The organism is Streptomyces sp. NPDC001339, assembly GCF_042895955.1.
GTDB lineage: Bacteria > Actinomycetota > Actinomycetes > Streptomycetales > Streptomycetaceae > Streptomyces.
This window is the reverse complement of the sequence record NZ_JBIAWT010000002.1, coordinates 266,952-290,302: the sequence shown is the minus strand read 5'-3', so window position 1 is coordinate 290,302 and position 23,351 is coordinate 266,952. Positions and strand designations below refer to the sequence as shown.

At 73.0% G+C, this 23,351-nt stretch carries 20 protein-coding genes and 7 tRNA genes; 9 read left to right on the top strand and 18 right to left on the bottom strand.

Annotated elements, in window-relative coordinates; all coding sequences use genetic code 11:
• Positions 1-115: 115 nt before the first annotated feature.
• The 4 genes from ACFY12_RS06535 to ACFY12_RS06520 form a co-directional block, all read right to left on the bottom strand.
• Positions 116-187: transfer RNA gene (locus ACFY12_RS06535), tRNA-Val, on the bottom strand.
• 62 nt (positions 188-249) lie between these two features.
• On the bottom strand, positions 250-720 hold the full coding sequence (locus ACFY12_RS06530) for an SRPBCC family protein (RefSeq protein WP_390714618.1): 471 nt from the start codon (positions 718-720) through the stop codon (positions 250-252).
• A gap of 83 nt (positions 721-803) precedes the next feature.
• Positions 804-875 (bottom strand) — tRNA-Val (locus tag ACFY12_RS06525).
• A gap of 52 nt (positions 876-927) precedes the next feature.
• Positions 928-1,362, bottom strand: coding sequence for a TIGR02611 family protein (locus ACFY12_RS06520; RefSeq protein WP_390714617.1), 435 nt, complete (start codon positions 1,360-1,362; stop codon positions 928-930).
• 188 nt (positions 1,363-1,550) lie between these two features.
• Here ACFY12_RS06520 and ACFY12_RS06515 point away from each other — a divergent pair, with 188 nt between their 5' ends.
• Together ACFY12_RS06515 and ACFY12_RS06510 are read left to right on the top strand one after the other, a co-directional pair.
• The gene (locus ACFY12_RS06515) at positions 1,551-1,964 is read left to right on the top strand and encodes an SsgA family sporulation/cell division regulator (RefSeq protein WP_003959770.1); all 414 of its coding nucleotides are present in this window, start codon (positions 1,551-1,553) and stop codon (positions 1,962-1,964) included.
• Positions 1,965-2,188: 224 nt separating this feature from the next.
• Positions 2,189-2,755, top strand: coding sequence for a CGNR zinc finger domain-containing protein (locus ACFY12_RS06510; RefSeq protein WP_390714616.1), 567 nt, complete (start codon positions 2,189-2,191; stop codon positions 2,753-2,755).
• Between the two features lie 66 nt (positions 2,756-2,821).
• Here the strand turns inward: ACFY12_RS06510 and ACFY12_RS06505 are convergent, their stop codons facing one another.
• Positions 2,822-2,977, bottom strand: coding sequence for a hypothetical protein (locus ACFY12_RS06505; RefSeq protein ID WP_390714615.1), 156 nt, complete (start codon positions 2,975-2,977; stop codon positions 2,822-2,824).
• A gap of 68 nt (positions 2,978-3,045) precedes the next feature.
• Positions 3,046-3,498: a hypothetical protein gene (locus ACFY12_RS06500; RefSeq protein ID WP_390714614.1), complete on the bottom strand. Its 453-nt coding sequence runs from the start codon at positions 3,496-3,498 to the stop codon at positions 3,046-3,048.
• Positions 3,499-3,707: 209 nt separating this feature from the next.
• Between ACFY12_RS06500 and ACFY12_RS06495 the strand changes: the two genes are divergently transcribed.
• Entirely contained in the window at positions 3,708-4,232 is a 525-nt protein-coding gene (locus ACFY12_RS06495) for a DsbA family protein (RefSeq protein ID WP_390714613.1), read from the top strand.
• 120 nt (positions 4,233-4,352) lie between these two features.
• On the opposite strand, the gene ACFY12_RS06490 is transcribed toward ACFY12_RS06495, so the two are convergent.
• From ACFY12_RS06490 to ACFY12_RS06480, 3 genes are all read right to left on the bottom strand, one after another.
• Positions 4,353-5,183, bottom strand: coding sequence for a GNAT family N-acetyltransferase (locus tag ACFY12_RS06490; protein ID WP_390714612.1), 831 nt, complete (start codon positions 5,181-5,183; stop codon positions 4,353-4,355).
• 164 nt (positions 5,184-5,347) lie between these two features.
• On the bottom strand, positions 5,348-6,172 hold the full coding sequence (locus ACFY12_RS06485) for an aminotransferase class IV (protein WP_390714611.1): 825 nt from the start codon (positions 6,170-6,172) through the stop codon (positions 5,348-5,350).
• Positions 6,169-7,236 (bottom strand): chorismate-binding protein, encoded by a 1,068-nt coding sequence (locus ACFY12_RS06480; RefSeq protein ID WP_390714610.1) that lies wholly within the window; start codon positions 7,234-7,236, stop codon positions 6,169-6,171. Before ACFY12_RS06480 ends, ACFY12_RS06485 begins: the two co-directional genes overlap by 4 nt.
• Positions 7,237-7,412: 176 nt before the next feature.
• Between ACFY12_RS06480 and ACFY12_RS06475 the strand changes: the two genes are divergently transcribed.
• The 5 genes from ACFY12_RS06475 to ACFY12_RS06455 all read left to right on the top strand — a co-directional run bounded on the left by ACFY12_RS06475 (position 7,413) and on the right by ACFY12_RS06455 (position 7,869).
• Positions 7,413-7,485: transfer RNA gene (locus tag ACFY12_RS06475), tRNA-Gly, on the top strand.
• Between the two features lie 35 nt (positions 7,486-7,520).
• A tRNA-Cys gene (locus ACFY12_RS06470) sits at positions 7,521-7,594 on the top strand.
• Between the two features lies 1 nt (position 7,595).
• A tRNA-Val gene (locus tag ACFY12_RS06465) sits at positions 7,596-7,667 on the top strand.
• Positions 7,668-7,691: 24 nt separating this feature from the next.
• Positions 7,692-7,763: transfer RNA gene (locus ACFY12_RS06460), tRNA-Val, on the top strand.
• A 34-nt stretch (positions 7,764-7,797) separates the two neighbouring features.
• Positions 7,798-7,869 (top strand) — tRNA-Val (locus ACFY12_RS06455).
• Positions 7,870-8,155: 286 nt separating this feature from the next.
• Here the strand turns inward: ACFY12_RS06455 and ACFY12_RS06450 are convergent.
• Positions 8,156-8,365 (bottom strand): hypothetical protein, encoded by a 210-nt coding sequence (locus ACFY12_RS06450; RefSeq protein ID WP_390714609.1) that lies wholly within the window; start codon positions 8,363-8,365, stop codon positions 8,156-8,158.
• A gap of 612 nt (positions 8,366-8,977) precedes the next feature.
• Here ACFY12_RS06450 and ACFY12_RS06445 point away from each other — a divergent pair.
• Positions 8,978-10,363 carry a protein kinase gene (locus ACFY12_RS06445; RefSeq protein WP_390714608.1) on the top strand — a complete coding sequence of 462 codons (1,386 nt, stop codon included), beginning with the start codon at positions 8,978-8,980 and terminating at the stop codon, positions 10,361-10,363.
• A 73-nt stretch (positions 10,364-10,436) separates the two neighbouring features.
• Here the strand turns inward: ACFY12_RS06445 and ACFY12_RS06440 are convergent, their stop codons facing one another.
• From ACFY12_RS06440 to ACFY12_RS06405, 8 genes are all read right to left on the bottom strand, one after another.
• Positions 10,437-11,249: a TrmH family RNA methyltransferase gene (locus tag ACFY12_RS06440; RefSeq protein ID WP_390714607.1), complete on the bottom strand. Its 813-nt coding sequence runs from the start codon at positions 11,247-11,249 to the stop codon at positions 10,437-10,439.
• Between the two features lie 53 nt (positions 11,250-11,302).
• Complete coding sequence (gene cobA, locus ACFY12_RS06435; RefSeq protein ID WP_390714606.1) at positions 11,303-12,541, bottom strand: uroporphyrinogen-III C-methyltransferase; 1,239 nt, start codon at positions 12,539-12,541, stop codon at positions 11,303-11,305.
• Between the two features lie 223 nt (positions 12,542-12,764).
• Positions 12,765-17,435, bottom strand: coding sequence for a nicotinate-nucleotide--dimethylbenzimidazole phosphoribosyltransferase (gene cobT / locus ACFY12_RS06430; RefSeq protein ID WP_390714605.1), 4,671 nt, complete (start codon positions 17,433-17,435; stop codon positions 12,765-12,767).
• 236 nt (positions 17,436-17,671) lie between these two features.
• On the bottom strand, positions 17,672-18,892 hold the full coding sequence (gene cbiE, locus ACFY12_RS06425) for a precorrin-6y C5,15-methyltransferase (decarboxylating) subunit CbiE (RefSeq protein WP_390714604.1): 1,221 nt from the start codon (positions 18,890-18,892) through the stop codon (positions 17,672-17,674).
• 261 nt (positions 18,893-19,153) lie between these two features.
• The gene (locus ACFY12_RS06420; RefSeq protein WP_390714603.1) at positions 19,154-19,789 is read right to left on the bottom strand and encodes a GNAT family N-acetyltransferase; all 636 of its coding nucleotides are present in this window, start codon (positions 19,787-19,789) and stop codon (positions 19,154-19,156) included.
• Positions 19,790-20,011: 222 nt separating this feature from the next.
• Entirely contained in the window at positions 20,012-20,872 is an 861-nt protein-coding gene (locus tag ACFY12_RS06415; RefSeq protein ID WP_390714602.1) for a MetQ/NlpA family ABC transporter substrate-binding protein, read from the bottom strand.
• A 95-nt stretch (positions 20,873-20,967) separates the two neighbouring features.
• Positions 20,968-21,702, bottom strand: a complete 735-nt coding sequence (locus tag ACFY12_RS06410; protein ID WP_390714601.1) for a methionine ABC transporter permease — start codon at positions 21,700-21,702, stop codon at positions 20,968-20,970.
• Positions 21,699-22,802: a methionine ABC transporter ATP-binding protein gene (locus ACFY12_RS06405; protein ID WP_390714600.1), complete on the bottom strand. Its 1,104-nt coding sequence runs from the start codon at positions 22,800-22,802 to the stop codon at positions 21,699-21,701. The genes ACFY12_RS06410 and ACFY12_RS06405 overlap by 4 nt, the downstream gene beginning before the upstream one ends.
• Positions 22,803-23,351: the final 549 nt, after the last annotated feature.

The following is a 23,351-nucleotide window of genomic DNA, read 5'->3' as shown; positions in this document are numbered from 1 at the left end:
CGGGAGCTCGGCAACGCACCAGTTATCACCGGGACAGCCGGAAGCGCGGCCGGTAACGAATCCGGCAACGAATAAGGGCCGGACCGCCTTTCGGCGGCCCGGCCCTTGATCCCGGTGGGCGATACTGGGTTCGAACCAGTGACCTCTTCGGTGTGAACGAAGCGCTCTCCCACTGAGCTAATCGCCCGGGTTGTCGGCGAGGTTTCCCTCGCGAACGACCTGAACAATACAGGCCTCGCGGGCCATCCATCAAATTCGCTCAGCCGCGGCCAGCCAGGCGACCAGCCCGCGCCGGCCGGACCGCATCATCAGCGCGTGATTGGCCGTGAACAGCGGGCGGCCCACCAGCGCGAACCGCCGCAGCAGCGGTTTGCGCACCTCGACCTCCTGATCGAACACCGCGCGGCTGCCGCCGGGCGCGGGCCCGACCGTCCAGCGCGCCCAGCCCGCCAGGTCCCCGCGCATCGCAATCTCCAGGACCCCCGCGCCCGGGTCCCGTACCCGCTCGGCCGCCACGACCCTCAGGTCGTACGGCAGCAGGGAGCGGAACCGGGCCGTGCCGCTGCGGTCGTCGAGCGGGGTCACCTCGCGGACCTGCGGCCACCACCGGGGGTAGGCCTCGGCGTCGGCCAGGACGGCGTAGACGACGGCCGGCGGGGCGGGCAGCAGCCAGACGCTGCGGAAGCGGTAGTGGTGCGGTCGGCGCGGCCAGTCGGGCATGTTCCGAGTGTGCGCCCGTGGCGTACGGATGCCCAATAACCGCGACGGCCCGGAGACTTGGAGTCTCCGGGCCGTCGTCCGGGTGGGCGATACTGGGATCGAACCAGTGACCTCTTCGGTGTGAACGAAGCGCTCTCCCGCTGAGCTAATCGCCCGGGCGCACCGCCAACATTACCGCACGTCGGCCGACACATTGACCACGTGCGGTCACTCGGTGACGTTCCAGGGCATCGCGAAACCGAACTTCCAGACGTAGACCGCCAGCGCCACCGCGATGACGACCACGCCGATGGTGGTGAGAATGATGTTGCGGCGCCGCACCTTGGGGTCGAGCGCCTTCTGGGCCGCTTCGGTGACCTTGCGCTTGGTCCAGCGCAGCACCAGCTGCGCCCAGACGAACTCGGTCGCCCAGATCGCCATACCGGCGAAGATCACCAGCCAGCCGGGGCCGGGCAGCGGCAGCATGATCACGCCGACCACCACCACCGCGAGGCCGATCACGAAGACGCCGACCTGCCAGCTCAGGTGCAGCGGCCGGGAACGCTTGACGAACCGCGGCGCCCGGGAACCGAGGGGCCGCTCGGACGGTGCCACGGCGCCCTCCTCGACGACTCCCGGCCCCCCGTTACTCTGCGCATTCATATCGCCAAACTTACCGGACGGGACGGTCCACGGAATTACCGGCGAGGACGATCTCGCAATCCGCCGTAAGAGGTACCTGAAGCCACCCAAAACCGTCAGAGGGGTTTACAACGGCACCGTAGGTGGCATGTCGATTTCGCCGACGTGCGAATCCCCGAGCGCACACTGAGCGAAAGGCCCTGGCGCTTATGAACACCACGGTCAGCTGCGAGCTGCACCTGCGCCTCGTTGTGTCGAGCGAGTCCTCACTGCCTGTACCCGCGGGCCTGCGGTATGACACGGCCGATCCCTATGCCGTGCATGCCACCTTCCATACCGGAGCCGAGGAGACCGTCGAGTGGGTTTTCGCCCGCGACCTCCTCGCCGAGGGGCTGCACCGTCCCACGGGCACCGGAGACGTCCGGGTATGGCCGTCCCGGAGCCACGGGCAGGGCGTGGTCTGCATCGCCCTGAGCTCCCCGGAAGGAGAAGCCCTGCTCGAGGCCCCCGCGCGGGCCCTCGAGTCGTTCCTCAAGAGGACCGACGCCGCCGTACCGCCCGGTACGGAGCACCGGCATTTCGATCTCGACACCGAGCTTTCCCACATCCTCGCGGAAAGCTGAGACGCAGAACGGTTACCGAAAGCACCCACCCGCTCACTTGCGACCGTCCGACTCGGGGAGACGGCGCAGGACCGACAAGTCCATACGGCACACTTCGGCGTCGTCGTCGCGGGACCACCGCGGAGACGGCGCCGGAGCCTGTTGGACGCGCTAGAGTCGGCGACCATTCGGCATCGACACCGGGGCGGCGCCCGTCCGACCCCACCCGGCCAGGGAGCGGAACCGTGATGATCACCCATGACACCCGGTACGCGCTGGAGGTGGTCGTCGACTTGCTGAACACGGCTCCGGGTGGCGGATCACCCGACGCGCCGGACCGTCTGGCCGACGTCGCGGCGCTGGAGGAGTTCGTACGGCGGCACAGCTTCAGCGAACTCGGAGTGCTCGGTCCCGACGACCTGACGGCCGTGCGGTCCGTGCGCGAGCGGTTCGCCGAGGTCTTCGCGGCCGGGGACGACCGCACCGCGGCCGAACGGCTCAACGCGCTGGTCGCCTCCGCCGGCACCACCCCACGACTGACCGATCACGACGACTACGACTGGCACGTCCACTACTTCGCGCCCGGCGCCTCGGCCGCCGACCATCTGGCCGCGGACGGCGGGATGGCACTGGCCTTCCTCGTCGTGGCCGGGGAGCGCGAGCGGCTGCGCCGCTGCGAGGCGCCCGACTGCCGGCACGCCTTCGTCGACCTCTCCCGCAACCGCTCCCGGCGCTACTGCGACAGCCGCACCTGCGGAAACCGGCTGCATGTCGCCGCCTACCGGGCACGGCGGCGGGAGGCCGCAGGCTGACGGCGGGGCACGGGGCGACGGCGTCACACAGCGGTCTCACAGACGGCGGTCTCCCACACAGCGGTCTCACAGGAGGAAGAGATCGTGTACCGCCCCGAGGAGCAGCAGCAAGCCGATCACGGCGAGGAAGAGCATCAGCGGCGGCTGGGACAGCGCGAACAGGCAACCGCGGGGTTCGGGGGACGGGGCGTCGTCCTGGGTGAGGGCGCACTCATCGTTCATCTCGCGCGCATCATGGCGCAGATGATCGTCCGAGTACGCCCAAATAGCCCCTCAGCAGCGGGAGTTCATCAGATCCCGTGCTTTTTCAGGATCGCTTCGATGTCCGAGAAGTCATCCTTCGGTGCACTGTCCGCGGCCTGCGGGGCCTTCCCCTTGGCGGCCGCCGGCCGGCCCGCGCCGAGCGACGGTATCGAAGCCGCCGGCGCCACCGCACCGGACGCGGCGGCGGCCCCCGCGGCCTCGCGCTCCTTACGGCCGACGATCCCCCGGCGGCGCTCCACACCCCGGCTGATCATGAACAGCACGGTGGAGAGCGCCAGCAGCCCGAAGCCGGCCCAGACCGTGGGCTTGAAGACGACGCTGGTCACCCAGTCGATGACGCCGGTCATCACCAGGCCGATCGGAACGAGCGCGTAGGCGGCGATACGGGTCGCGGCCAGGAACCTCTTGCGGTACGCCGTCAGCGCGGCGATGCCCAGGCCCGCCGCCGACAGTGCGGCACAGACAGTCGAGGTCAGCATCCGGTCCTCCTGCCGGTCGAGGGGCGAGCAGGCGGCGCGCTGCTCTCTTCCATCCTGCCCTGTCCGGCCCCGCGCAGGCCACGTTCCGGCGCGGGATCAGGGACATCTCCGGGTCGCGTCAGGGTCGGGATCCTCCCAGGGTCCCGGTTCGGGTGGCAGGTCGGGGTACCTCCGGGCGCCGGCCGGTGGCGGGCTGGGAGACTGGCCCCATGAACGACGCCACCACCCCCGCCCCTCCCGTCCGCCCCGTTCTGGACGTGTGGTGCGAACTGCAGTGCCCGGACTGCCGCACCGCCCTGGAGGACCTGCGGGCGCTGCGGGAGCGCTACGGCGACCGGCTGGAGATCCGGCTGCGCCACTTCCCCCTGCCCAAGCACCAGCACGCCTACGCGGCCGCACAGGCCGCCGAGGAGGCCGCCGAGCAGGGCCAGGGCTGGCCGTACGCCGAGGCGGTGCTGGCGCGCGCCGAGGAGCTCGGCGAGCGCGGCGAGAAGTTGCTGCTGGAGATCGCCGGGGAGCTGGGTCTGGACGCCGAGGAGCTGGACACCGCGCTGATCGACGGGCGGCATCTGCTGGTCGTCGACGCGGACCAGGCCGAGGGCAAGGCGATCGGGGTGACCGGCACCCCGACGTATGTGATCGGCGACGAGCGGCTCGACGGCGGCACGGGCCAGGAGGGCCTGCGCACCAGGATCGAGGAGATCGCCGACCGGCTGCTGGCCGAGCAGAGCTGAGACCGCCCGAACAGGACTGAGACCGCCAGGACCGAGACCGCGCGGGCCCGTCACGTGGCGGGCCCGGTGGCGCTCCCCGGCGCGGTCACACCTATCGGGCCGGCGGCGCTCCCGGCGCGGTCAGAGGACCGGCTTCCACAGCCGGTACGCGGCGGGCCGGTAGCCCAGCGAGTCGTACAGGCGCCGCGCCGGCGCGTTGTCCGCGTAGACGTACAGCCCAAGGACGGCATCGCCCGCGGCGAGGCTGATCCGCTCGGCGACCAGCATCAGGGTGCGGCCGTGCCCGCGCCCCCGGTGGTCCGGCGCCACCCGCACATCGACGACATAGCCGCCAGGCTGCCCGGGCCGGCCCAGGGCGACCCACAGGTGGCCGACGTCCGTACCGCCGTGCACCAGGAGGCGCAGCACCTGGCCCGGTGTCTCCGCGCCGTCCGGCAGCAGCGCATGGTGATCGGCCCGCGCGGCCTCCTCGGCGCGGTCCCGGGACGTCCCCTGCGCCACCTGCGTCCGGACGTACTCGGCGACCGCCGCGTCCCGCCAGGCCGGGTACTCCCCGGCGCTCAACGGGCGGTCCCTGCTGCCTTCGGGCAGCCGGGGCGCCTCGGTCAGCGGCTTGCTCAGCGTCCTGCCGCGCTCGATGTAGCCCAGCGCGGCCGCGAGCCGTACGGCGGCCCCGGCCTCGGCCGGGACGGTCAGCTCGATCTGCCGGCAGCCCCAGCCGCGCAGGACCTCCTCGGCGGCGAGCGCGGCGACCGTGGCACGGCCGCGCCGCCGGTCGGCGGGGTCGATGCGCAGGTCCGCGATCCGGCCGGCGGCCGCGCCGAACTGGGCGTCCGTCGCCAGCCGGACCCCGCCGACCCGGCGGCTGTTGACACAGACGTCGTACCGGCGGGCCCGGGTGCCGTCGTCGTGGCGTTCTTCCGGTCCGGCGGGGCGCAGCGTAGTGGTCACGAGGACTTTGTACCCGCCCCGCGCGGGCCCGTCATCACCCCGGACCCCTTGCCTCGGACCCGGATCCCCTCACCGCGGATTCCGCTACCGCCGCCGCGGATCTCCTCCTACGGCACCGCGGATCTCCTACCGCCGGCCTCCCGCTCTCCTACTCTCCCGCTCTCCTACCGCGGATCGAAGTCGGCGGCGGCCCGCTCGTCGAAGATCCGCATGGCTTCGGCGGTCACCGGGCCCGGGCCGTCGGCCAGTTGGCGGCCGTCGATCCGGGTCACCGCCTGGATGTCGCGCAGCGAGGACGTCAGGAAGATCTCCTCGGCCCGCTCCAGGGCGTCCAGCGGCAGGTCGGTCTCCTTGGCGCCGGCCCAGGCGAGGGTCAGCGCGCGGGTGATGCCCGCCAGGCAGCCCGAGTGCAGCGGCGGCGTGTGCAGTTCGCCGTCCAGGACGACGAAGACATTGGAGCCGGTGCCCTCGCAGAGCGCACCCACGGTGTTGCCGAACAGCGCCTCGGAGGCGCCCTGTTCACGGGCCCGGGCCAGGGCGACGACGTTCTCGCCGTACGAGGTGGACTTCAGGCCGGCGAGCGCACCGCGTTCGTTACGGGTCCAGGGGACGGTGACGGCGGCGGTGGTGTCGGGGCGGCGCGCGGTCCCGGAGAGCGCGACGACCAGCGTGGGTCCGGTCTCGCCGCGGTCCGAGCCGAGCGGGGAGACGCCGCCGGTGTAGGTGATCCGCAGCCGGCCGAGCGGCATCGGGTTCGCGTCGAGGACGGCCGCGCAGCCGCGCCGTACCTCGTCGAGGTCGGGGGCGGGCAGGCCGAGGCCGCGGGCGGAGGTGGTCAGCCGCTCGAGGTGGCGGGTGAGGGCGAAGGCACGTCCGTGGTCGGCCTTGACGGTCTCGAAGACCCCGTCGCCGACCGTCAGGCCGTGGTCGAAGACCGAGACCCGGGCGCCCTCGGCGTCCCGCAGTGCCCCGTCGAGCCAGATCTTCATCGCTCTCCTCCGCTCGCCTCGTGCGGCTCCGACGCTATCGCCAGCAGCCGGCTCGCCTTCAGCTCGGTCTCCGCCCACTCCCGCTCCGGATCGGAGTCCCAGATGATCCCGGCGCCGGCGCCGAAGCGGAGGACGGGTCCCCCGGGCGGGGTGCGGTCGATCCAGAACGTCCTTATGCCGACGTTGAGCTCACCGGTGCGGCGGTCGGCGTCGACCCAGCCGATGCCGCCGCAGTACGGGCCGCGGGGCGCGGTCTCCAGTTCGTCGATGATCCGCAGCGCGCTGGACTTGGGGGCACCGGAGACCGAGCCGGGCGGGAAGGTGGCGTCCAGCAGGTCCGCCCAGGCGCTCTTCTCGTTGGCCGGGTCCAGTTCCCCGCTCACCGTGGAGACGAGGTGGACCAGGCCGGGGTGCTCCTCGACGGCGCACAGTGCCGGAACGGTGACGGTGCCGGTGGCGCAGACCCGGCCGAGGTCGTTGCGGACCAGGTCCACGATCATCACGTTCTCCGCCCGGTCCTTCTCCGTGAGGTCGGCCGCGGTCCGGCCGGTGCCCTTGATCGGGCCGGACGAGACGGTGCGGCCGTCGCGCCGCAGGAAGAGTTCGGGGGAGGCGCTGGCGATCTCGACGCCCTGGCCGGGCAGCCGGATCGTGCCCGCGTACGGGGCCGGGTTGCCGTGCGCCAGTACCGCGGAGAGCGCATCCACGTCGGCGCGGGCGGGGTCGGGCAGCGGCGCGGTCAGCACCCGGCAGAGATTCACCTGGTACACGTCGCCCGCCGCGATGTGCGCGCGGACCCGCCGTACGCCGGCTGTATAGGCGGCGCGGTCCAGGGAGCTGGTCCAGGCGTCGCGCGCGGGGCCCCGCCAGCCGTCGGGGGCGGACGCGTCCGCCGCGGTGGCGGGACGTACGTCGCCGAAGCGGGCGCAGACCACCGAGCCCTCGAAGTCGGCGGCCACCGCCCACCAGCCCGTGGAATCCAGGGCCGCGGGATCGGTCGTCACATCGCGCAGATCGGTGGCTATCAGGCCGCCGAAGCGGGCCATAGGAGCGAAGTCGTGCACGTCAGTGAGTCTATGGCGGCGGCCCATGAGCCGCCTGTGCCGAGCGAGCGGCGCAGCACGCTGCACAAACGCGTTTTTGTACTGGCCCCGGAATCCGCTAAAGTTCAACACGTCGCCGGGACGCGGGAGCGCCCCGGAGGCCAGGTAGCTTCCGGACGTAGTCTGGGGGCGACACTGCGGACGTAGCTCAGTTGGTAGAGCACCACCTTGCCAAGGTGGATGTCGCGAGTTCGAGTCTCGTCGTCCGCTCGAAGTGGGGGATCTTCCCGAACCCCCGCACTCCTGGTGGAGTGGCCGAGAGGCGAGGCAACGGCCTGCAAAGCCGTCTACACGGGTTCAAATCCCGTCTCCACCTCCAAGGACGATTAGCTCAGCGGGAGAGCGCTTCCCTGACACGGAAGAGGTCACTGGTTCAATCCCAGTATCGTCCACTGATCCGGTTCTTCCGGATCCCCGCGCGATTAGCTCAGCGGGAGAGCGCTTCCCTGACACGGAAGAGGTCACTGGTTCAATCCCAGTATCGCGCACGCAGCTGCGGGTCCTTGTGGCCCGCGGTCCCGAGGACGATTAGCTCAGCGGGAGAGCGCTTCCCTGACACGGAAGAGGTCACTGGTTCAATCCCAGTATCGTCCACACTGAAGCCCGAGGGCCGGAGTCATTCACTCCGGCCCTCGGGCTTTCCGCGGTTCCCGGGGAGTTGCGCAGTTCCTGGGGTCGCGCGGTTCCTGGCGTTGCGTGGTTCCTCGCGTTGCGCGGCTTCTCGTGAGAGGGCGCGGAAAGCCTGCGGGAGGCCGGAAAAGCTCGAAGGCCGGGCATCTCCCCAGATGCCCGGCCTCTCGTGCCGTCCGCCGCACCCCCGTCCCCACGGGGTTCGGCCGGAGGTCCCTCCCGGGCCGCTCTCCCGGGCCCGGGGCTCCGTTCAGCGCCCCAGCATTCCGGCCACGGACGACGCTTGTGTGGCGACGGCTTCCAAGCCGCCGAAGACCGCCGCGAGCACGAGGGCCAGCGGCAGCACCATGGCCACCGCGACCAGCGGATGGCGGGTACCCGAGGACGGCCGGCCGCCGAACGCCGAGTCGAACCGGCGCCCCCGCGGCCGAAGGTCCGTCCGTCCTGGCACCCGGTCCATCGTCCTGCTCCTGTCGTCTTGGCGCGGCGGACGTCTGACCTCGGGGGACGAGTGCTGCGCCCGCCGCTTGAGAACAACAGTAGGCATCCGGCGGGCGCCGGGCGTCATGCCGTCGTACCGATTGGTCGGCCTCCAGGAGGATGACGAGGAGCGGTCCCGTCTACTCCCCTGGGTGGAGACAGGGCACCGAAGACCTGGGGACATCCCCCAGATACCGCCGCCCGGCCGCCCCTCCACGGCCTCTCGAAGTGACCTCGCTCACGTCAACCACTCCCCCACGGAACCCGCCCCGCCCCCGCAACGCGTTCCGCCGGCCCCCATTTCCCCCTTTCCTCCGCCCGGGACAGGCCCCCGCCGCCCTCGCCCCGCCGGACGCCCCCATCTTCCGCTCCGTCAATCCCCCTTCCGCCACGGAACATTGGGCCCGGCCCCGGGAAGTCGGGCCGTACGACGGCCGGTTCCCGCCCGCGTTTCGAGCATCGCACCCGCCGCTGACATCCGGTCGCCGACGCATGCGCGGCCTCTCAGCACAGCGAGCCGTCAATCCGTAAGCTGTGCCACGTCAGACGGTTGGCAGCGGAGGGGCCTCCCCACCGCAGGTAGGGGACGGACATGGCGATGATGCGGCTCCGACGCGAGGACCCGCGTGTCGTCGGGACGTTCCGGCTGCACCGCCGGCTCGGCGCCGGCGGGATGGGCGTGGTCTATCTCGGCTCGGACAAGCGCGGGCAGCGGGTGGCGCTGAAGGTCATCCGGCCGGATCTGGCCGAGGACCAGGAGTTCCGCTCACGGTTCGCGCGCGAGGTCTCGGCGGCCCGCCGGATCCGCGGCGGCTGTACGGCGCGGCTGGTGGCGGCCGACCTCGACGCGGACAGACCCTGGTTCGCCACGCAGTACGTACCGGGGCCCTCGCTGCACGACAAGGTCAACGACGAGGGGCCGCTGTCCCCGGCGCAGGTCGCCTCCATCGGCGCCGCGCTGTCCGAGGGGCTGCTGGCCGTCCATGACGCGGGCGTCGTGCACCGTGACCTCAAGCCGTCCAACATCCTGCTGTCGCCCAAGGGCCCGCGGATCATCGACTTCGGTATCGCCTGGGCGACCGGCGCCAGCACGCTGACGCACGTCGGTACGGCGGTCGGCTCGCCGGGCTTCCTGGCGCCCGAGCAGGTGCGCGGGGCCGCGGTGACACCGGCGACCGACATCTTCGCGCTGGGCGCCACCCTGGCGTACGCCTGCACCGCGGACTCCCCCTTCGGGCAGGGCAGTTCGGAGGTGATGCTCTACCGGGTGGTCCACGAGGAGGCACAGCTCGCCGGGGTGCCGGACGCGCTCGCTCCGCTGCTCGCCACGTGTCTGTCCAAGGACCCGGCGGACCGCCCCAGCACCCTGTCGCTGTCGCTGCGGCTCAAGGAGATCGCGGCCCGTGAGGTGCACGGCCTGTCGGGCGGGCCGCTGGAGAACGGGGCCGGTTCCGGGGCCGGTTGGGGCCGCGTCGAGCGCCGTCCCGCGGAGCGGCCGACCGGGCACAGGGCCGAGGAGTACGCGCGCCAGCGCACCGAGCGGCGGACCGCGGGCACGTCCACGCCGCGGCCGCACCCGTCCCGTCCCCCGGCACCCCGGGACTCCGGGGCCCGGCCGGCCGGCCCGGCGTCGGGTACGGGTGCGGGTCCGGGTGCGGGGAAGCGTCGTCCGTACCCGCGCACCGGTGGGCGGCGCGCTCCGCACCCGGCACCGGCGTCGCGGCCCACCGGGCGAAACGGTTCGCGCGGCCCGGCGCGGCCGGCACCGGGCGCCCGGCGGCCCGGCCCCGACCGGCGGCTGCTCCGCCAGCGGGTCATCGTCTTCGTCGTGGTGACGCTGCTGGTGGCGCTGGGCATCGCGGCGGCACAGGGCTGCCAGGGGCCGGCCCGCGGACAGGGACCGGCCCGCGGACAGGCGGTGGAACGGCAGGGCCCGCTCGCACCGGCCGCTCCGTACGGGGACACGCAGGGGCCATAGGCCTGTCGGAAACCGGCGGGCTTCTGCGGCCTCCGCGGCTCAGCGCGTCTGCCCGCCGGTCACCGCGTGCCGGTCACCGCGTGCCGGTCGTCGCCGCGTAGAAGGCCACCGCGGCGGCGGCACCCACGTTGAGGGAGTCGACGCCGTGGGCCATGGGAATACGGATCCATTCGTCGGCGGCACGGAGGGCGCCGGTGGTGAGGCCGCCGCCTTCGGCGCCCAGCATGAGGGCGACGCGTTCCAGCGTGTGGGGGGCAGCCTGGTCGACGGGGGTGGCCTGTTCCGCAGGGGTGAGCGCGAGCAGCTTGAAGCCCGCTTCCCGTACGGCGGCCAGGTCGCGCGGCCAGCTCTCCAGGCGGGCGTACGGCACGGAGAACACCGCGCCCATGGAGACCTTCACCGAGCGGCGGTAGAGCGGATCGGCGCAGTCCGGGGAGAGCAGCACCGCGTCCATGCCGAGGGCGGCCGCGCTCCGGAAGATCGCGCCGATGTTGGTGTGGTCGTTGACGGCCTCCATGACCACGACACGGCGGGCGCCGGCGAGGATCTCGGTGACCGCCGGCAGCGGTTTGCGCTGCATGGAGGCGAGCGCGCCGCGGTGGACGTGATAGCCCGTCACCCGCTCGGCGAGGGCCGGGCTGACGGCGTAGACCGGCGCCGGGACCTCGTCGATGACGTCGCGCATGACGTCGATCCACTTGGCGGAGAGGAGCATGGAACGCATCTCGTAACCGGCGTGGCGGGCGCGCCGGATGACCTTCTCGCCCTCCGCGATGAAGAGTCCTTCGGCGGGCTCGCGCCGGCGGCGGAGTTCCACGTCGGTGAGGCCGGTGTAGTCGGCCAGCCGCGGGTCGTCCGGGTCGTCGATGGTGATGATGTCTGCCACGGGGAGATCGTGCCTTGTCGGTGTCGGGGTTCCCGTGCCGCGTGCGGGACCGGTTACCTGGGGGTGGGGGCGGTGGAGAGCGCGACCACGTCGCCGATGACGATGACCGCGGGCGGGCGGACGCCTTCGTTCCGTACGGTCTCGCCGAGGGTCGCGAGGGTGGCGTCGACCCGGCGCTGGGTGGCGGTGGTGCCCTCCTGGATGACGGCGGCCGGGGTGTCGGCGGGGCGGCCGTGCTCGATGAGCTCGGCGGCGATCGCGCCGCTGTTCTCCACGCCCATGAGGACGACGAGGGTGCCACGGAGCCTGGCCAGGGCCGGCCAGTCGACCAGGGAGCGGTCGTCGTCGGGGGCGACATGGCCGCTGATGACGGTGAATTCATGGGCGACGCCGCGGTGGGTGACGGGGATGCCCGCGGCGGCGGGAACGCTGATGGTGCTGGAGATGCCGGGGACGACCGTGCAGGGGATGCCGGCCTCGGCGAGCGCCTGGGCCTCCTCCATGCCGCGGCCGAAGACGAACGGGTCGCCGCCCTTGAGGCGGACCACGGCCTTGCCGGCCCTGGCGTGTGCGATCAGGGCGTTGTTGATCGCCTCCTGGGCCATGAAGCGGCCGTAGGGGATCTTGGCGGCGTCGATGACCTCGACGTGCGGCGGGAGTTCGGCGAGGAGGTCGCGGGGGCCGAGCCGGTCGGCGATGACGACGTCCGCCTCGGCCAGGAGGCGGCGGCCGCGGACGGTGATCAGGTCGGGGTCGCCGGGTCCGCCGCCGACCAGCGCCACGCCGGGAGTACGCGGACGCCGGTGGTGCGGGGCGGCGATGCTGCCGTCCCGGAGGCCCTCGACGATGGCGTCGCGTACGGCGGCGGAGCGGCGCGGGTCCCGGCCGGTGAGCACGGCGACGGTGACGCCCTCGCTGCGGCCGGTGGCCGGGGTCCAGGCGGTGGCCGCCTCGGCGTCGTCGGCCCGTACGCACCACACCCGGCGGTCCTCGGCCTCCTGGGACGCGGCGGCGTTGGCCGCGGGGTCGTCGGTGGAGATCAGCGCGTACCAGGCCTCGGCGAGGTCACCGTCCCGGTAGCGGCGGCGCTCCCAGCGGATCTCACCGGCGTCGGCCATCGCCTCGACGGACGGCGTGGCGGACGGCGAGATCAGCAGGACGTCGGCGCCGGCGGCGACGAGCGAAGGGAGCCGGCGCTGGGCGACCTGCCCGGCACCCAGGACGACCACCCGGCGCCCGGACAGCCGCAGTCCGACGGGGTAGGCGGGGTGTTCGGCGACGTGATCGGCCATGGCGGTACGGCTCCTTGTGCGGACGGTGCGAGGGCGTGCGAGGGCGGTGGGTGCGAGGCGACGACCGGCTCAGTCGCTGCGGCTCCGGAGCGGCTGACGAGGGGGTACGGCCCGTATGGCGGTACGGCCCCGGCCCACAGCCTATGGGGCTGCGGGCCGGGGGCATACGGGGCGGCCTTCTCCGGCCGCCGCCGGTCAGCTCTTCTCCGTCACTTCTTCTCCATCACTTCTTCTCCGTCACTCCGGCGGAGTCGAAGGTGGCGACCTCGTGCATGGCGCGGGCGGCGCTCTGCACGACGGGGAGGGCGAGCAGGGCGCCGGTGCCCTCGCCGAGGCGGAGATCGAGGTCGACGAGCGGGCGCAGGCCGAGCTTGTTCAGCGCCGCGACATGGCCGGGCTCGGCGCTGCGGTGACCGGCGATGCAGGCGGCCAGTGCCTCGGGGGCGATGGCGCGGGCCACCAGGGCGGCGGCGCCGGCGCTGACCCCGTCCAGGATCACCGGCGTACGGAGCGAGGCGCCGCCGAGGATCAGACCGGCCATGGCCGCGTGCTCCAGGCCGCCGACCGCGGCGAGCACGCCGATCGGGTCGGCCGGGTCGGGCTGGTGGAGCTCCAGGGCGCGGCGGACCACCTCGACCTTACGGGCGTGGGTCTCGTCGTTGATACCCGTGCCGCGGCCGGTCACCTCGACCGGGTCGGCGCCGGTGTAGACGGCGATCAGCGCGGCGGAGGTGGTGGTGTTGGCGATACCCATCTCGCCCGTGAGCAGCGCCTTGTTGCCGGCCGCCACAAGGTCGCGGGCGGTCTCGATGCCCACCTCGATGGCCTTGAGGACCTCGTCCTGGGTCATCGCGGGGCCGGTGGTGAAGTCGGCGGTGCCGGGGCGGATCTTGCGTGGCAGCAGTCCGGGGGTGGCGGGGAGTTCGCCTGCCACGCCCACGTCCACGACGCACACCTCGGCGCCGACCTGGTTGGCGAAGGCGTTGCAGACCGCGCCGCCGCCCAGGAAGTTGGCGACCATCTGGCCGGTGACCTCCTGGGACCAGGGGGTCACACCCTGGGCGTGCACGCCGTGGTCACCTGCGAAGATCGCGACGGCGGCGGGCTCCGGGATCGGCGGCGGGCACTTGCGGGACAGTCCGCACAGCTGCGCGGAGATGATCTCCAGCATGCCCAGCGCCCCGGCGGGCTTGGTCATCCGCTTCTGCCGCTCCCAGGCCTCGCCGAGCGCCTTGGCGTCCAGCGGGCGGATGCCCTGCAGGGTCTCCTGGAGGAGGTCGTGCGGGCTCTCCCCGGGCAGCGCGCGGCGGCCGTAGGTCTCCTCGTGGACGACCCAGGACAGCGGGCGGCGCTTGGACCAGCCGGCCTGCAGCAGCTCGGGCTCGTCCGGGAACTCGTCGACATAGCCGACGCACAGGTAGGCGACGACTTCGAGGTGCTCGGGCAGGCCCAGTTCGCGGACCATCTCCCGCTCGTCGAAGAAGCTGACCCAGCCGACGCCCAGGCCTTCGGCGCGGGCGGCGAGCCAGAGGTTCTCGACGGCGAGCGCGGAGGAGTACGGGGCCATCTGCGGCTGGGTGTGCCGGCCGAGGGTGTGCCGGCCGCCGCGGGTGGCGTCGGCGGTCACGACGATGTTGACCGGGGTTTCGAGGATCGCCTCGATCTTCAGCTCACGGAACTGCTTGGCGCGCGCCTTGGGCAGCGACTTGGCGTACGCGTCGCGCTGCTCCGTGGCGAGCTGGTGCATCTTCTCGCGGGTCTCGGCGGAGCGGATCACGACGAAGTCCCAGGGCTGGGAGTGGCCGACGCTGGGGGCGGTGTGGGCCGCCTCCAGGACGCGCAGCAGTACGTCGTGGGGGATCGGGTCACTGCGGAAGCCGTTGCGGATGTCGCGGCGCTCGCGCATCACGCGGTGCACGGCGGCGCGCTCGGAGTCGTCGTACCCGGTGGCCGGGGAGGCGAGCGGGAAGCCGGACGCGTCGGCGGCCTCGCCCGCGTCGCCCGCCTCGGCCACCTCCGCGAGCTGCGGTCCGTCCATGGACCGCGGCGGCTCCTCGGCCTGCGGCTCGTCCTCCTCGTGGCCCTCGCCGAGCTGGACGAGTGCGGCGGCGTCCTGCTGCTGCGGGGCTGCCTCGCCGGCGGGGGCGACCGGCGGGCCGGTCTGCCCCGTGGCGGGCTCGGCTACGGGCCGGTCGCCGGCCGCCTGGGCCGGGATGTGGATGGCGACGGTCTGCGCCTCGGCGGGCTGTTCGGCGGTGGCGTCGGCCGGGGCGGGACCGGCGGTCGGCGCCGGTTCGGGCGTGGTGGCGTCCTGCTGCGGCTCGGCGGGCGTGCCGTCCGCAGGGGGCGTGCTGTCCGCAGGGGTCGTGCTGTCCGCAGCGGGCGGGACGGGCGCGGTGTCCGGGGTCGGTGCGGCAGCGGGGGCGGCGGTCGGGGCAGGGGTGTCGTCGCCGGTCTCGGTGGACTGTGGTGCGGCCGGGGTGTCCGCGCCCTGGGGGGTGGCCTCCGGCGCGGCCCCGTCGGCGGACTGTCCCCCGCAAGCGGGAGGTGTCGCCGGCTCTGCGACGTCCCCGGCGTCCGCTGCGGCGTCGGGCTGCGGCTGCTCGGCGGACGGCTGCTGCGGCACGGACGGCTCTATGACGGCCTGCTCCGGGGGCACACCGCTCGCGGCCGGAGGCACGGCGCTCTCCGCCGGGGGCATGGCGACCGGGCCCTGCGGGGCGGCCACGGGTGCCGGGGCGGTGGCCTCGGTCCCCGGCCGGTCGTCGGCGGTGACCGACGCGGCCGACTCGGCGGGGTGCGGCTGCTCAGCGGCGGGTTGCAACTGCTCGACGGCCAGCGGCTCGACGGTCTCGGCCGGGGCGGGCTGCGTCTGCGACTGCCCGGTGGCGGACGGGTCCTGCGGTACCGGGGGTGCGTCGGCGGCGTCCGGAACGGTGGCCGCGGCGACGGGCTGCTCGGCTCCTGGCTGCTCAGCCGGTACGGGCTGCTCGGCTCCTGGCTGCTCGGTCGGGGCGGACTGCTCGGCCGGTACCGGCTCTGCTGCCGGGGTCGCAGGCTGCCGCTGCGGTCCCTCCGCTTCGGCCTGGGCTGCCGCGCGGGCCTCGTCGACGGGGGCATCCGGTGCCGGGGCATCCACAGCGGGCTCCGGTACGGCGATCGCGTCCGGGGTCGGCGCCGACGCCGCGTCCGGGGCCGGTGCCGGCGAGGCCACGGGCTCTGCCGCGGGGGCCCCGGCGGCGACCTCTTCGGCGTGGGGCGCCTCCGCCACGGCCGCACTCTCCACACTCTTGTCGCCGGCCGGTGAGGCTTTCTCCTCGCCGGGCCGGGTGGCTTCCGGCTCCGGCACCGCGGCCGGCTGCGCCTCGGCAGCCGTGGCCTCCGGCTGGACCGGAGGGCCCGGCACCGCCTCGACCGCCTCGCCCGGCGCATCCTCGGGCACACCGGCGGACTGCCCCTCACCCGTGGCGGTACCGGCGGCGCCCCCCTCCCCGGCCTCCGCGACGGCCTGCGCCGTGTCCTCGGCCGGCTGCGGTGTCGCCGGCGGGCGCGCTGCCGTCGGCACCACAGCGTCCTGATCCTGCGTCACGGACTCCTGGTCCTGCGCCACGGACTCCTGCTTCACGGACTCCTGATCCTGCGCCGCTGCCACGGGCTCGGCACCGTCCTGTGCCACCGCCCCGGCGGGCTCGCTGTCCGACTCGCCGGGCGCTTCCGTCTCCCCCACCGGTGCGGGTTCCGGTGCCGGAGCCGCCTGGACCGGGGCCGCACCCCGCACCGGCTGCTGCGACGGGATCTCCCCGAGCTGCGGTCCGGGCAACGGGCCCTGGCCTGCGGCCCCATAGACCTGCTCGGCGGACAACTGCCCGCCGTAGGCCTGCTCGCCGTACGTCGCGAAGACCTGCGCGGCCGCCGCGGGGTCCCCGGCAGGCTGCTCGGTGGAGTGCGGCCGGCCCGCGGGAGGCTGCGCACCCGGCATCGGCTGTCCAGAAGACACCGGCTGTCCCGGCGTCATGTGCGATCCGGACGTCACAGACTGCTCCGGCGTCGCGGACTGTCCCGACATCGCGGGCTGTCCCGGCGTCATGGCCTCAGGGCCCTGGGCGCCTTCGGCCGGAGCTCCGGCCGCGGTCCCCATCGGAGCGTCCGCCGATGCCTCGGCCGGGGCGTCGAAGTATTCGGGGTTGCCGGTCGGCGGGCCGACGGGCCGCGCGGAGGTCTGCGTCGAGACGACGGGGGTCCCCGCGCTCCGTTCAGGCGTGGGCGTGGGAGTGGGAGTGGGACCGCGGTCGGCGAGCGAACGGACGACGCCGCCGGTCGCGTCGGGCACGGGCGGGCCGAGGTGCAGCGGACGGCGCGCGGGGGACGGCGCGGCGGCACGGGCGCGCTCGGACGGCTGCGGTGACGAGGGCTGGGGGATGCGTACCGCGCTGAGGTCGACGGAACCGGAGTCCCGGCCGCCGCTCTCGTGGTCACCGGTGTGCGCGGGCATCGGCTCGAAGCCCACGGCGGCGGCCGGTTCCGGGGTCTCGAACTGCGCGCCGGGCCGGGGCTGCTGGGCCGGGCTCTGGTGGGTCTCCTGCGGCGGGGAAAGCGGCTGCTGCGGCGCGGGCTGCTCGCTCCAGGCGCCCTGAGCGCCCGGCATCAGCAGCAGATCGTCGTCCTCGGCGATACCGTCGGTCTGATCGGCCTGATCGACCTGATCAGCCTGACCGGCCTCGTCGACGTAGGGGTATTCGCCCGGAGGAGGCACCATGCCCGGCAGTTCCGTCGGTCCGGCGTCCGCGGCGGAGGTGGGGGTCCCCCCTTGGGCGGCCGCCTGCTGAGGCTGCCCGGGATGTCCGCCTGCGTTCTCCGGCTGTCCCTCGCCCGGGACCCGGCCGGTGTCGGTCATGCGTACCCCTCGCCCATCGGTAGTGCTCCTTCCAACCGCTCGTGCGACACGCGCGACCGGGGCGCGCCGACGCCCCGATAGCTAGAACGAGCGAGCACGCCTCGCGGCACGTCCGCTCTCCAGAGCTTCATACTCGTCCAAAACCAGGGCATTTTCCGGATATTGGCGTACGAAGCCGAATGCGGAACGGCGGCGCAACGATCCGCCAGCCTACCGCGCGCGGGTGGCAGGGCAGGTCACGGGTGAGGAAGGCGATACCCGCTGAGCAGAAACACCACGGACCGCTCGCGTTCGACCCAGACGGAGGTGTCCAGGTCCACCGACTGCAACAGGGCGCACTCGACGTCGTATCCGCCGTCCGCCAGCGCCCGGCCGAGGGCTTCGGCCTCGTCACGGGTCGCGGCATGGGTGACGATCCGTTCGGGACGGCGGGCCGCGCAAGCGGTCACCACCTCCGCTCCCCCGCCGCCGACCCGCACCACGTCGGGCTCCGGCAGGTCCTCCAGGATCTGCGGGGCCCGGCCGGGGACGACCTGGAGCTGGACGCCGTGGCGGCGGGCGACGGCGGCGGCGCGCTCGCAGGCGTCCGGGTCGGCATCCACGGCGATGACCGCGGCGCCGAAGCGCGCGGCCTCCACCGCGGCGGCTCCGCTGCCCGTGCCGATGTCCCAGACCAGGTCGCCCACCCGCGGCCCGAGGCGGGCGAGTTGGGCGGTGCGCAGCGTGACGGACTCGCCTTCGCCCAGGGCACCGCCGTAGGCGCGGGCCGGAAGTCCCCAGCCGCGCGGGCCGGCCGGGTGCCCGGCCTCGTGGCCGGCGATCCAGCCGGTCTCCTGGGCCGCGGCGCCGCCCGGTGAACCGCCGACGACGATGACGACATTGGGGTCACGCCAGACGTGGTCGGCGACCTTGTCGGAGGTGAGGACGGTCACCCGCTCCCGGTCGGTGCCGAGGTCCTCGCAGATGACGAAGGTGCGGTGGACGCCGCCGAGCAGCAGGGCGAGTTCGGCGGGGCCGGCGCCGGGCGCGGTGAGCACCGCGACCTTGGTGTGAGCGCGGCAGACGTTGACCGCGCGGCGCAGGTCACGGCCGTGGGCGACGACGATCTGGGCGTCGTCCCAGGGCATACCGGCCCGGGCGAAGGCGGCGGCGACGGAGGAGACGGCCGGTACCACCTCGACTTCCAGGCCGTGCTCGGGCGCGCGCAGGGTGCGTACCACGCCGAAGAAGCCGGGGTCGCCGTCGGCGAGTACGACGGCGGTGCCGCGGTGCTGGGCGATCCGGCGGGCGGCCAGCGTCACACTGCCGAGCCGGATCCGCTCCGCGTGCGGCGGGACTTCGGGCAGTGCGAGGTGGTGGGCGGCGCCGGCCACCAGTGTGGCGGCGCCGAGGGCGGAGCGGGCGGCGTCGGTCAGCGGGGAGCCGTCCCATCCGATCACCGTGACCCGGTCGGCCATGCTCGTCAGTCTCCTGGGGCTGATTGGGGCTGATGGGGGCTGATGGGCATACGCGGGCGGGGTGGCTGCCGCGGGGCGGCGGCAGGCCGGTGGTGGTACCGCTGTATGCGTGGTGGTACCGCTGTATGCGTGGTGGAGTGGGCACTGGTCGCGCGGGTACGCGACGGCAGGCCGAGAGTACCGCGCGAGGTACGGAGCGCGCGTCGGGCGCGAGTTCCCCGAGGCGGAGCGCCCCGCAGGCCCCGGCCCGGAAGACCCGGCTTAGTTCCACTCCGGGTAGGCGAATCCGTTCGCGTCGGCCGGCGGGCCGGGGAGCCCGTCGAGGTCCTCCGGGAGCAGGCTCCACACGATCAGATCGGTGCGGATCTCGGTCCAGCCGCCGTCCTCCATGCGGCTGCGGGCTATCCAGGCGTTGCGCAGGACGCCCTCGCTGATGCCGCCGACCTTCTGGGCGACCTGCTGGGACGCGGTGTTGTCGGCGGCGGTGCGCAGCTCGATCCGTTCGAACTTCTGGTCCTGGAAGAGCCATTGCGCGACCGCGAGGACCGATTCGCAGGCGTAGCCCTCGCCGCGGGCCCAGGAGGCGGTGACGTAGCGGAGCTCCGTGCTGCGGACCCGCCAGTCGGTGTGGTCGAGGTGGACGCTGCCGACCAGGCGCTGGGTGAGGAACTCGGTGACGGCGAGCGCGATGCCGCGGCCTTCGGTGCGTACGGCGGCGGCCTTGCCGGTGGCCCAGGCGAGGGCGTCGGCGGTGGTGTACGGGTGCGGCAGCGCCGTCCAGGCCGTGACCAGTTCGTCGGACATCATCTCGGCGAGGGCGGGCACATCGGCCTCCTCGAAGGGGCGCAGCACCAACCGGTCCGTGCTGATGGAGATGTCCGGAAAGGTGGATGTCATACCGCTGCTCCCACGCCGTTGACCGTGGTGCCCAGGACGTCGCAGGCTGTTACACCCGGAGGTCAGGGGCATCTTGACCGTCTTGAATGCACCAGCATGCAGCATGGGCCGGTGGGTGTGCACGCGCCGGGCCCCGGCCGCGCGGTGCGCTCGGCCGGGGCCCGGGGTGGCTTCCGGAGTCATCGGCTCCGGAGGCGTCGGCCTTTTGCCGTTCCGGAGGCGTCAGCCCTTCGCCGGTCCGAAGGCGGGGATGACGGAGCCGTCCTGGTACTTGTCCTCGATGAACTTCTTGACCTCGGGGGAGTTCAGGAGCTCGGCGAGCTTCTTGATCCGCGGGTCGTCCTCGTTGCCCTTCTTGACGGCGAGGAAGTTCGCGTAGGGGTTGTTCTCGGCCTTCTCCAGGGCCAGGGCGTCCTCGGAGGGCTTGAGCTTGGCGCCGATGGCGAAGTTGCCGTTGATGACGGCGGCGTCGACGTCGGCGAGGCGCGGCGCGGTCTGGGCGGCCTCCAGCTCGGTGATCTTGACGCCCTTGGCGTCCTTGACATCGGTCAGCTTGGCGCCGGAGCCCACACCGGGCTTGAGGGTGATCACGCCGTGGTCGGCGAGCAGCTTGAGCGCGCGGCCCTCGTTGGACGGGTCGTTGGGGACGGAGACCGTGCTGCCGGCCTTGAGCTCGGAGATCTTGCCGATCTTCTTGGAGTAGACGCCCAGCGGCTCGATGAGCACGTTCTGGACGGGCACGATGTGGGTGCCGTTCTCCTTGTTGAAGGTGTCGAGGAACGGCTTGTGCTGGAAGAAGTTCGCGTCGACCTGGCCGTCGTCGGTGACCTTGTTGGGGATCTTGTAGTCGTTGAACTCCTTCACCTCGAGCTTGAGGCCCGCCTTCGCGGCCAGCTCGTTCTTGACGAAGTTCAGGATGACGCCGTGCGGAGTGGGGCTCGCGGCGACGACGAGGGGCGCGTCCTTGTCGCTCTTGCCGCCACCACCGGCGGTGACATCGGAGGGGGCCGAGCAGGCGCTCGCGCCGAGTACGACGGCGGAGGCGGCGGCGACGGCCACGGTGATCTTGACGGTGTTACGCACGAAGAGTGCCTCTTTCCTGTGCACACGGGAGTCCCGTGTGGTGTCCGCCCGGCAAAGGGTCCGGGCTTCATGGTGCGGAGCCGGTGGCTCCGGGGTCAGGCCGCCTCGGTGACGGCGGCCGGCTCCTCCGTACGGGCCCGGCGCAGGCCGACGCGCACGGAGGTGGTGCGGGTGCCGCGGCGGGCGAGCCGGCGGACGACCAGGTCGCCGAGAAGCTGGACGAGGGTCACCAGGACGATCAGCTCCACCACGGTGGTGATCATCAGGGTGGTCTCGTACTGCTGGTAGCCGTAGGTGTAGGCGAGGTTGCCCAGACCGCCGCCGCCGACCGCGCCGGCGATCGCGGAGTAGCCGACGAGGGTGATGACGGTGGTGGTGACGGCCGCGACCAGCGCGGGCAGCGCCTGCGGCAGCAGCACCTTGAAGACGATGGTCCAGGTGCCGCCGCCCATCGCCTGGGCGGCCTCGACCAGGCCGTGGTCGACCTCGCGGAGCGCGGACTCGACCAGCCGGGCGAAGAACGGGATCGCGGCGATGACCAGCGGGACGACCGCGCCGGTCGGACCGATGGAGACCCCGACCACGAGCCGGGTGAAGGGGATCAGCACCACGATCAGGATCAGGAACGGGAAGGACCGCCCGACGTTCACGAGCGTGCCGAGGGCCTTGAACACCACGACGTTCTGGAGCATGGCGCCGCGGCCCGTCAGGTGCAGCAGGATGCCGACGGGGATGCCGATGAGCACCGCGTAGAACGTCGACCACCACACCATGAAGAGGGTGTCGAGGGTGTTGTCGTACAGCAGCGGCTGCATCTCGTTCCAGGTCACTGGGCACTTTCCTTCTGCAGCGGGGCGGCGGGCGCCGGGTTCGCCGGACGTGCGGCGGGGGCGGTGGCGTCGGCGGCGTCGGCGGCTTCTGCCGCGTCCGCGGCGGCGACGTCGACCTGGAGTCCCTGCTCACGCAGGAAGCCGATGGGCACGACGTTCTCCTCGAAGCGGCCGGGCAGCTCGATCCGCATCCGGCCGATCTGCTTGCCGCCGACGGTGTCCATGGCGGCGCCGAGTATCGAGATGTCGACGTTGTAGGTGCGCGCCAGCTCGGAGATCACCGGGCGGGTGGCGGCCTCACCGTGGAAGGTGACGTCGACGACGGTGTGGTCGTCGGAGGAGGGCTCGCCGCCGACCGGGAAGAGCTCGCGGGCCAGCTCGGAGCCAGGGGTGGCGAGCAGTCCGGCGACGGTGCCCTGTTCGACGACGCGGCCGTTCTTCATCAGCGCGGCCGAGTCGCAGATCGTCTTGACGACGTCCATCTCGTGCGTGATGAGCACGATGGTCAGGCCGAGCTGGCGGTTGAGGTCGCGCAGCAGCGTCAGGATGGAGCGGGTGGTCTCCGGGTCCAGGGCGCTGGTGGCCTCGTCGGAGAGCAGCACCTTGGGATCGCCGGCCAGCGCGCGGGCGATGCCGACCCGCTGCTTCTGGCCGCCGGAGAGCTGGGCGGGGTACGCCTTGGCCTTGTCGGCGAGGCCGACCAGATCCAGCAGTTCCAGCGCCTTGCGGGAGCGCTCGCGCCGGTCGACCTTGAGGATCTCCAGCGGCAGTTCGACGTTGTCCTGGACGGTGCGCGAGGACAGCAGGTTGAAGTGCTGGAAGACCATGCCGATATGGCTGCGGGCGGCGCGCAGCGCGGCGTTGGCGCGCTGGCCCCGTCCGGCGAGGGCGGTCAGGTCCTGGCCGGCGACGGTGACCGTGCCGGAGGTGGGGCGCTCCAGGAGGTTGAGGCAGCGGATGAGCGTGGACTTGCCGGCGCCGCTCTGTCCGAGGACGCCGTAGACCTCGCCCTCGCGGACGTGCAGGTCGACGCCGTCCAGGGCGGTGACTTGGCGGTCTCCTGAGCGGTAGACCTTGGTCAGGCCCGTTGTGGTGATCACAGGGAATTCCGTCACTGTCGAGTACTCGGCGGCTCGCCCGCCGGGCACGGGGCATTCTTTGCGAGTGCGGCAGAGGGGAACGGGGAGGGGCGGCGGACGCGCGGGCCCTGCTCCGGGTTCCGGTGACGCGGGGCGGCCGATGCTGTCGGGGATCGGCCTACGGCACATGGCGGTCCCCCTGCTCCGGAGAGCTCGGGGGAGGCTCGCTTCGGGGCGCGAGGCTCGGTCGGGGGCCCTCAGCTGTCACACATTCGACACACGCGACGAGCACCGGGCGTCAGGTTCGCCTCGGTCGCAGGAGTGCGGCAGCTCGTCGTGGTCATGGCGGTCAGTAAACCAGACAGCGGTGTGGCTCGATCAAGCCTGTCCGGATGGCGGACATGCCCGGCCGTCTCGTGGACGGCCCCTCGGCCGGCACCGGTGATCTCCAGCGTCGCGCCCGTGGCCAGCGCGAATACCGCCGGTAAGGCGTCGGCGGGGACGAACGGGGGCCTCGGCGGACCGCTCGCCGGACCGCCGCGTTGTGGCCAACGCCACGGTCGCCCTACC

Bases quoted from the DNA above. Each gene is read 5' to 3' on its own strand.
- ACFY12_RS06530 (WP_390714618.1), bottom strand. From the start codon at position 720: ATGCCCGACTGGCCGCGCCGACCGCACCACTACCGCTTCCGCAGCGTC.
- ACFY12_RS06520 (WP_390714617.1), bottom strand. From the start codon at position 1,362: ATGAATGCGCAGAGTAACGGGGGGCCGGGAGTCGTCGAGGAGGGCGCC.
- ACFY12_RS06515 (WP_003959770.1), top strand. From the start codon at position 1,551: ATGAACACCACGGTCAGCTGCGAGCTGCACCTGCGCCTCGTTGTGTCG.
- ACFY12_RS06505 (WP_390714615.1), bottom strand. From the start codon at position 2,977: ATGAACGATGAGTGCGCCCTCACCCAGGACGACGCCCCGTCCCCCGAA.
- ACFY12_RS06500 (WP_390714614.1), bottom strand. From the start codon at position 3,498: ATGCTGACCTCGACTGTCTGTGCCGCACTGTCGGCGGCGGGCCTGGGC.
- ACFY12_RS06495 (WP_390714613.1), top strand. From the start codon at position 3,708: ATGAACGACGCCACCACCCCCGCCCCTCCCGTCCGCCCCGTTCTGGAC.
- ACFY12_RS06485 (WP_390714611.1), bottom strand. From the start codon at position 6,172: ATGAAGATCTGGCTCGACGGGGCACTGCGGGACGCCGAGGGCGCCCGG.
- ACFY12_RS06450 (WP_390714609.1), bottom strand. From the start codon at position 8,365: ATGGACCGGGTGCCAGGACGGACGGACCTTCGGCCGCGGGGGCGCCGG.
- ACFY12_RS06445 (WP_390714608.1), top strand. From the start codon at position 8,978: ATGGCGATGATGCGGCTCCGACGCGAGGACCCGCGTGTCGTCGGGACG.
- cobA (WP_390714606.1), bottom strand. From the start codon at position 12,541: ATGGCCGATCACGTCGCCGAACACCCCGCCTACCCCGTCGGACTGCGG.
- cobT (WP_390714605.1), bottom strand. From the start codon at position 17,435: ATGACCGACACCGGCCGGGTCCCGGGCGAGGGACAGCCGGAGAACGCA.
- cbiE (WP_390714604.1), bottom strand. From the start codon at position 18,892: ATGGCCGACCGGGTCACGGTGATCGGATGGGACGGCTCCCCGCTGACC.
- ACFY12_RS06420 (WP_390714603.1), bottom strand. From the start codon at position 19,789: ATGACATCCACCTTTCCGGACATCTCCATCAGCACGGACCGGTTGGTG.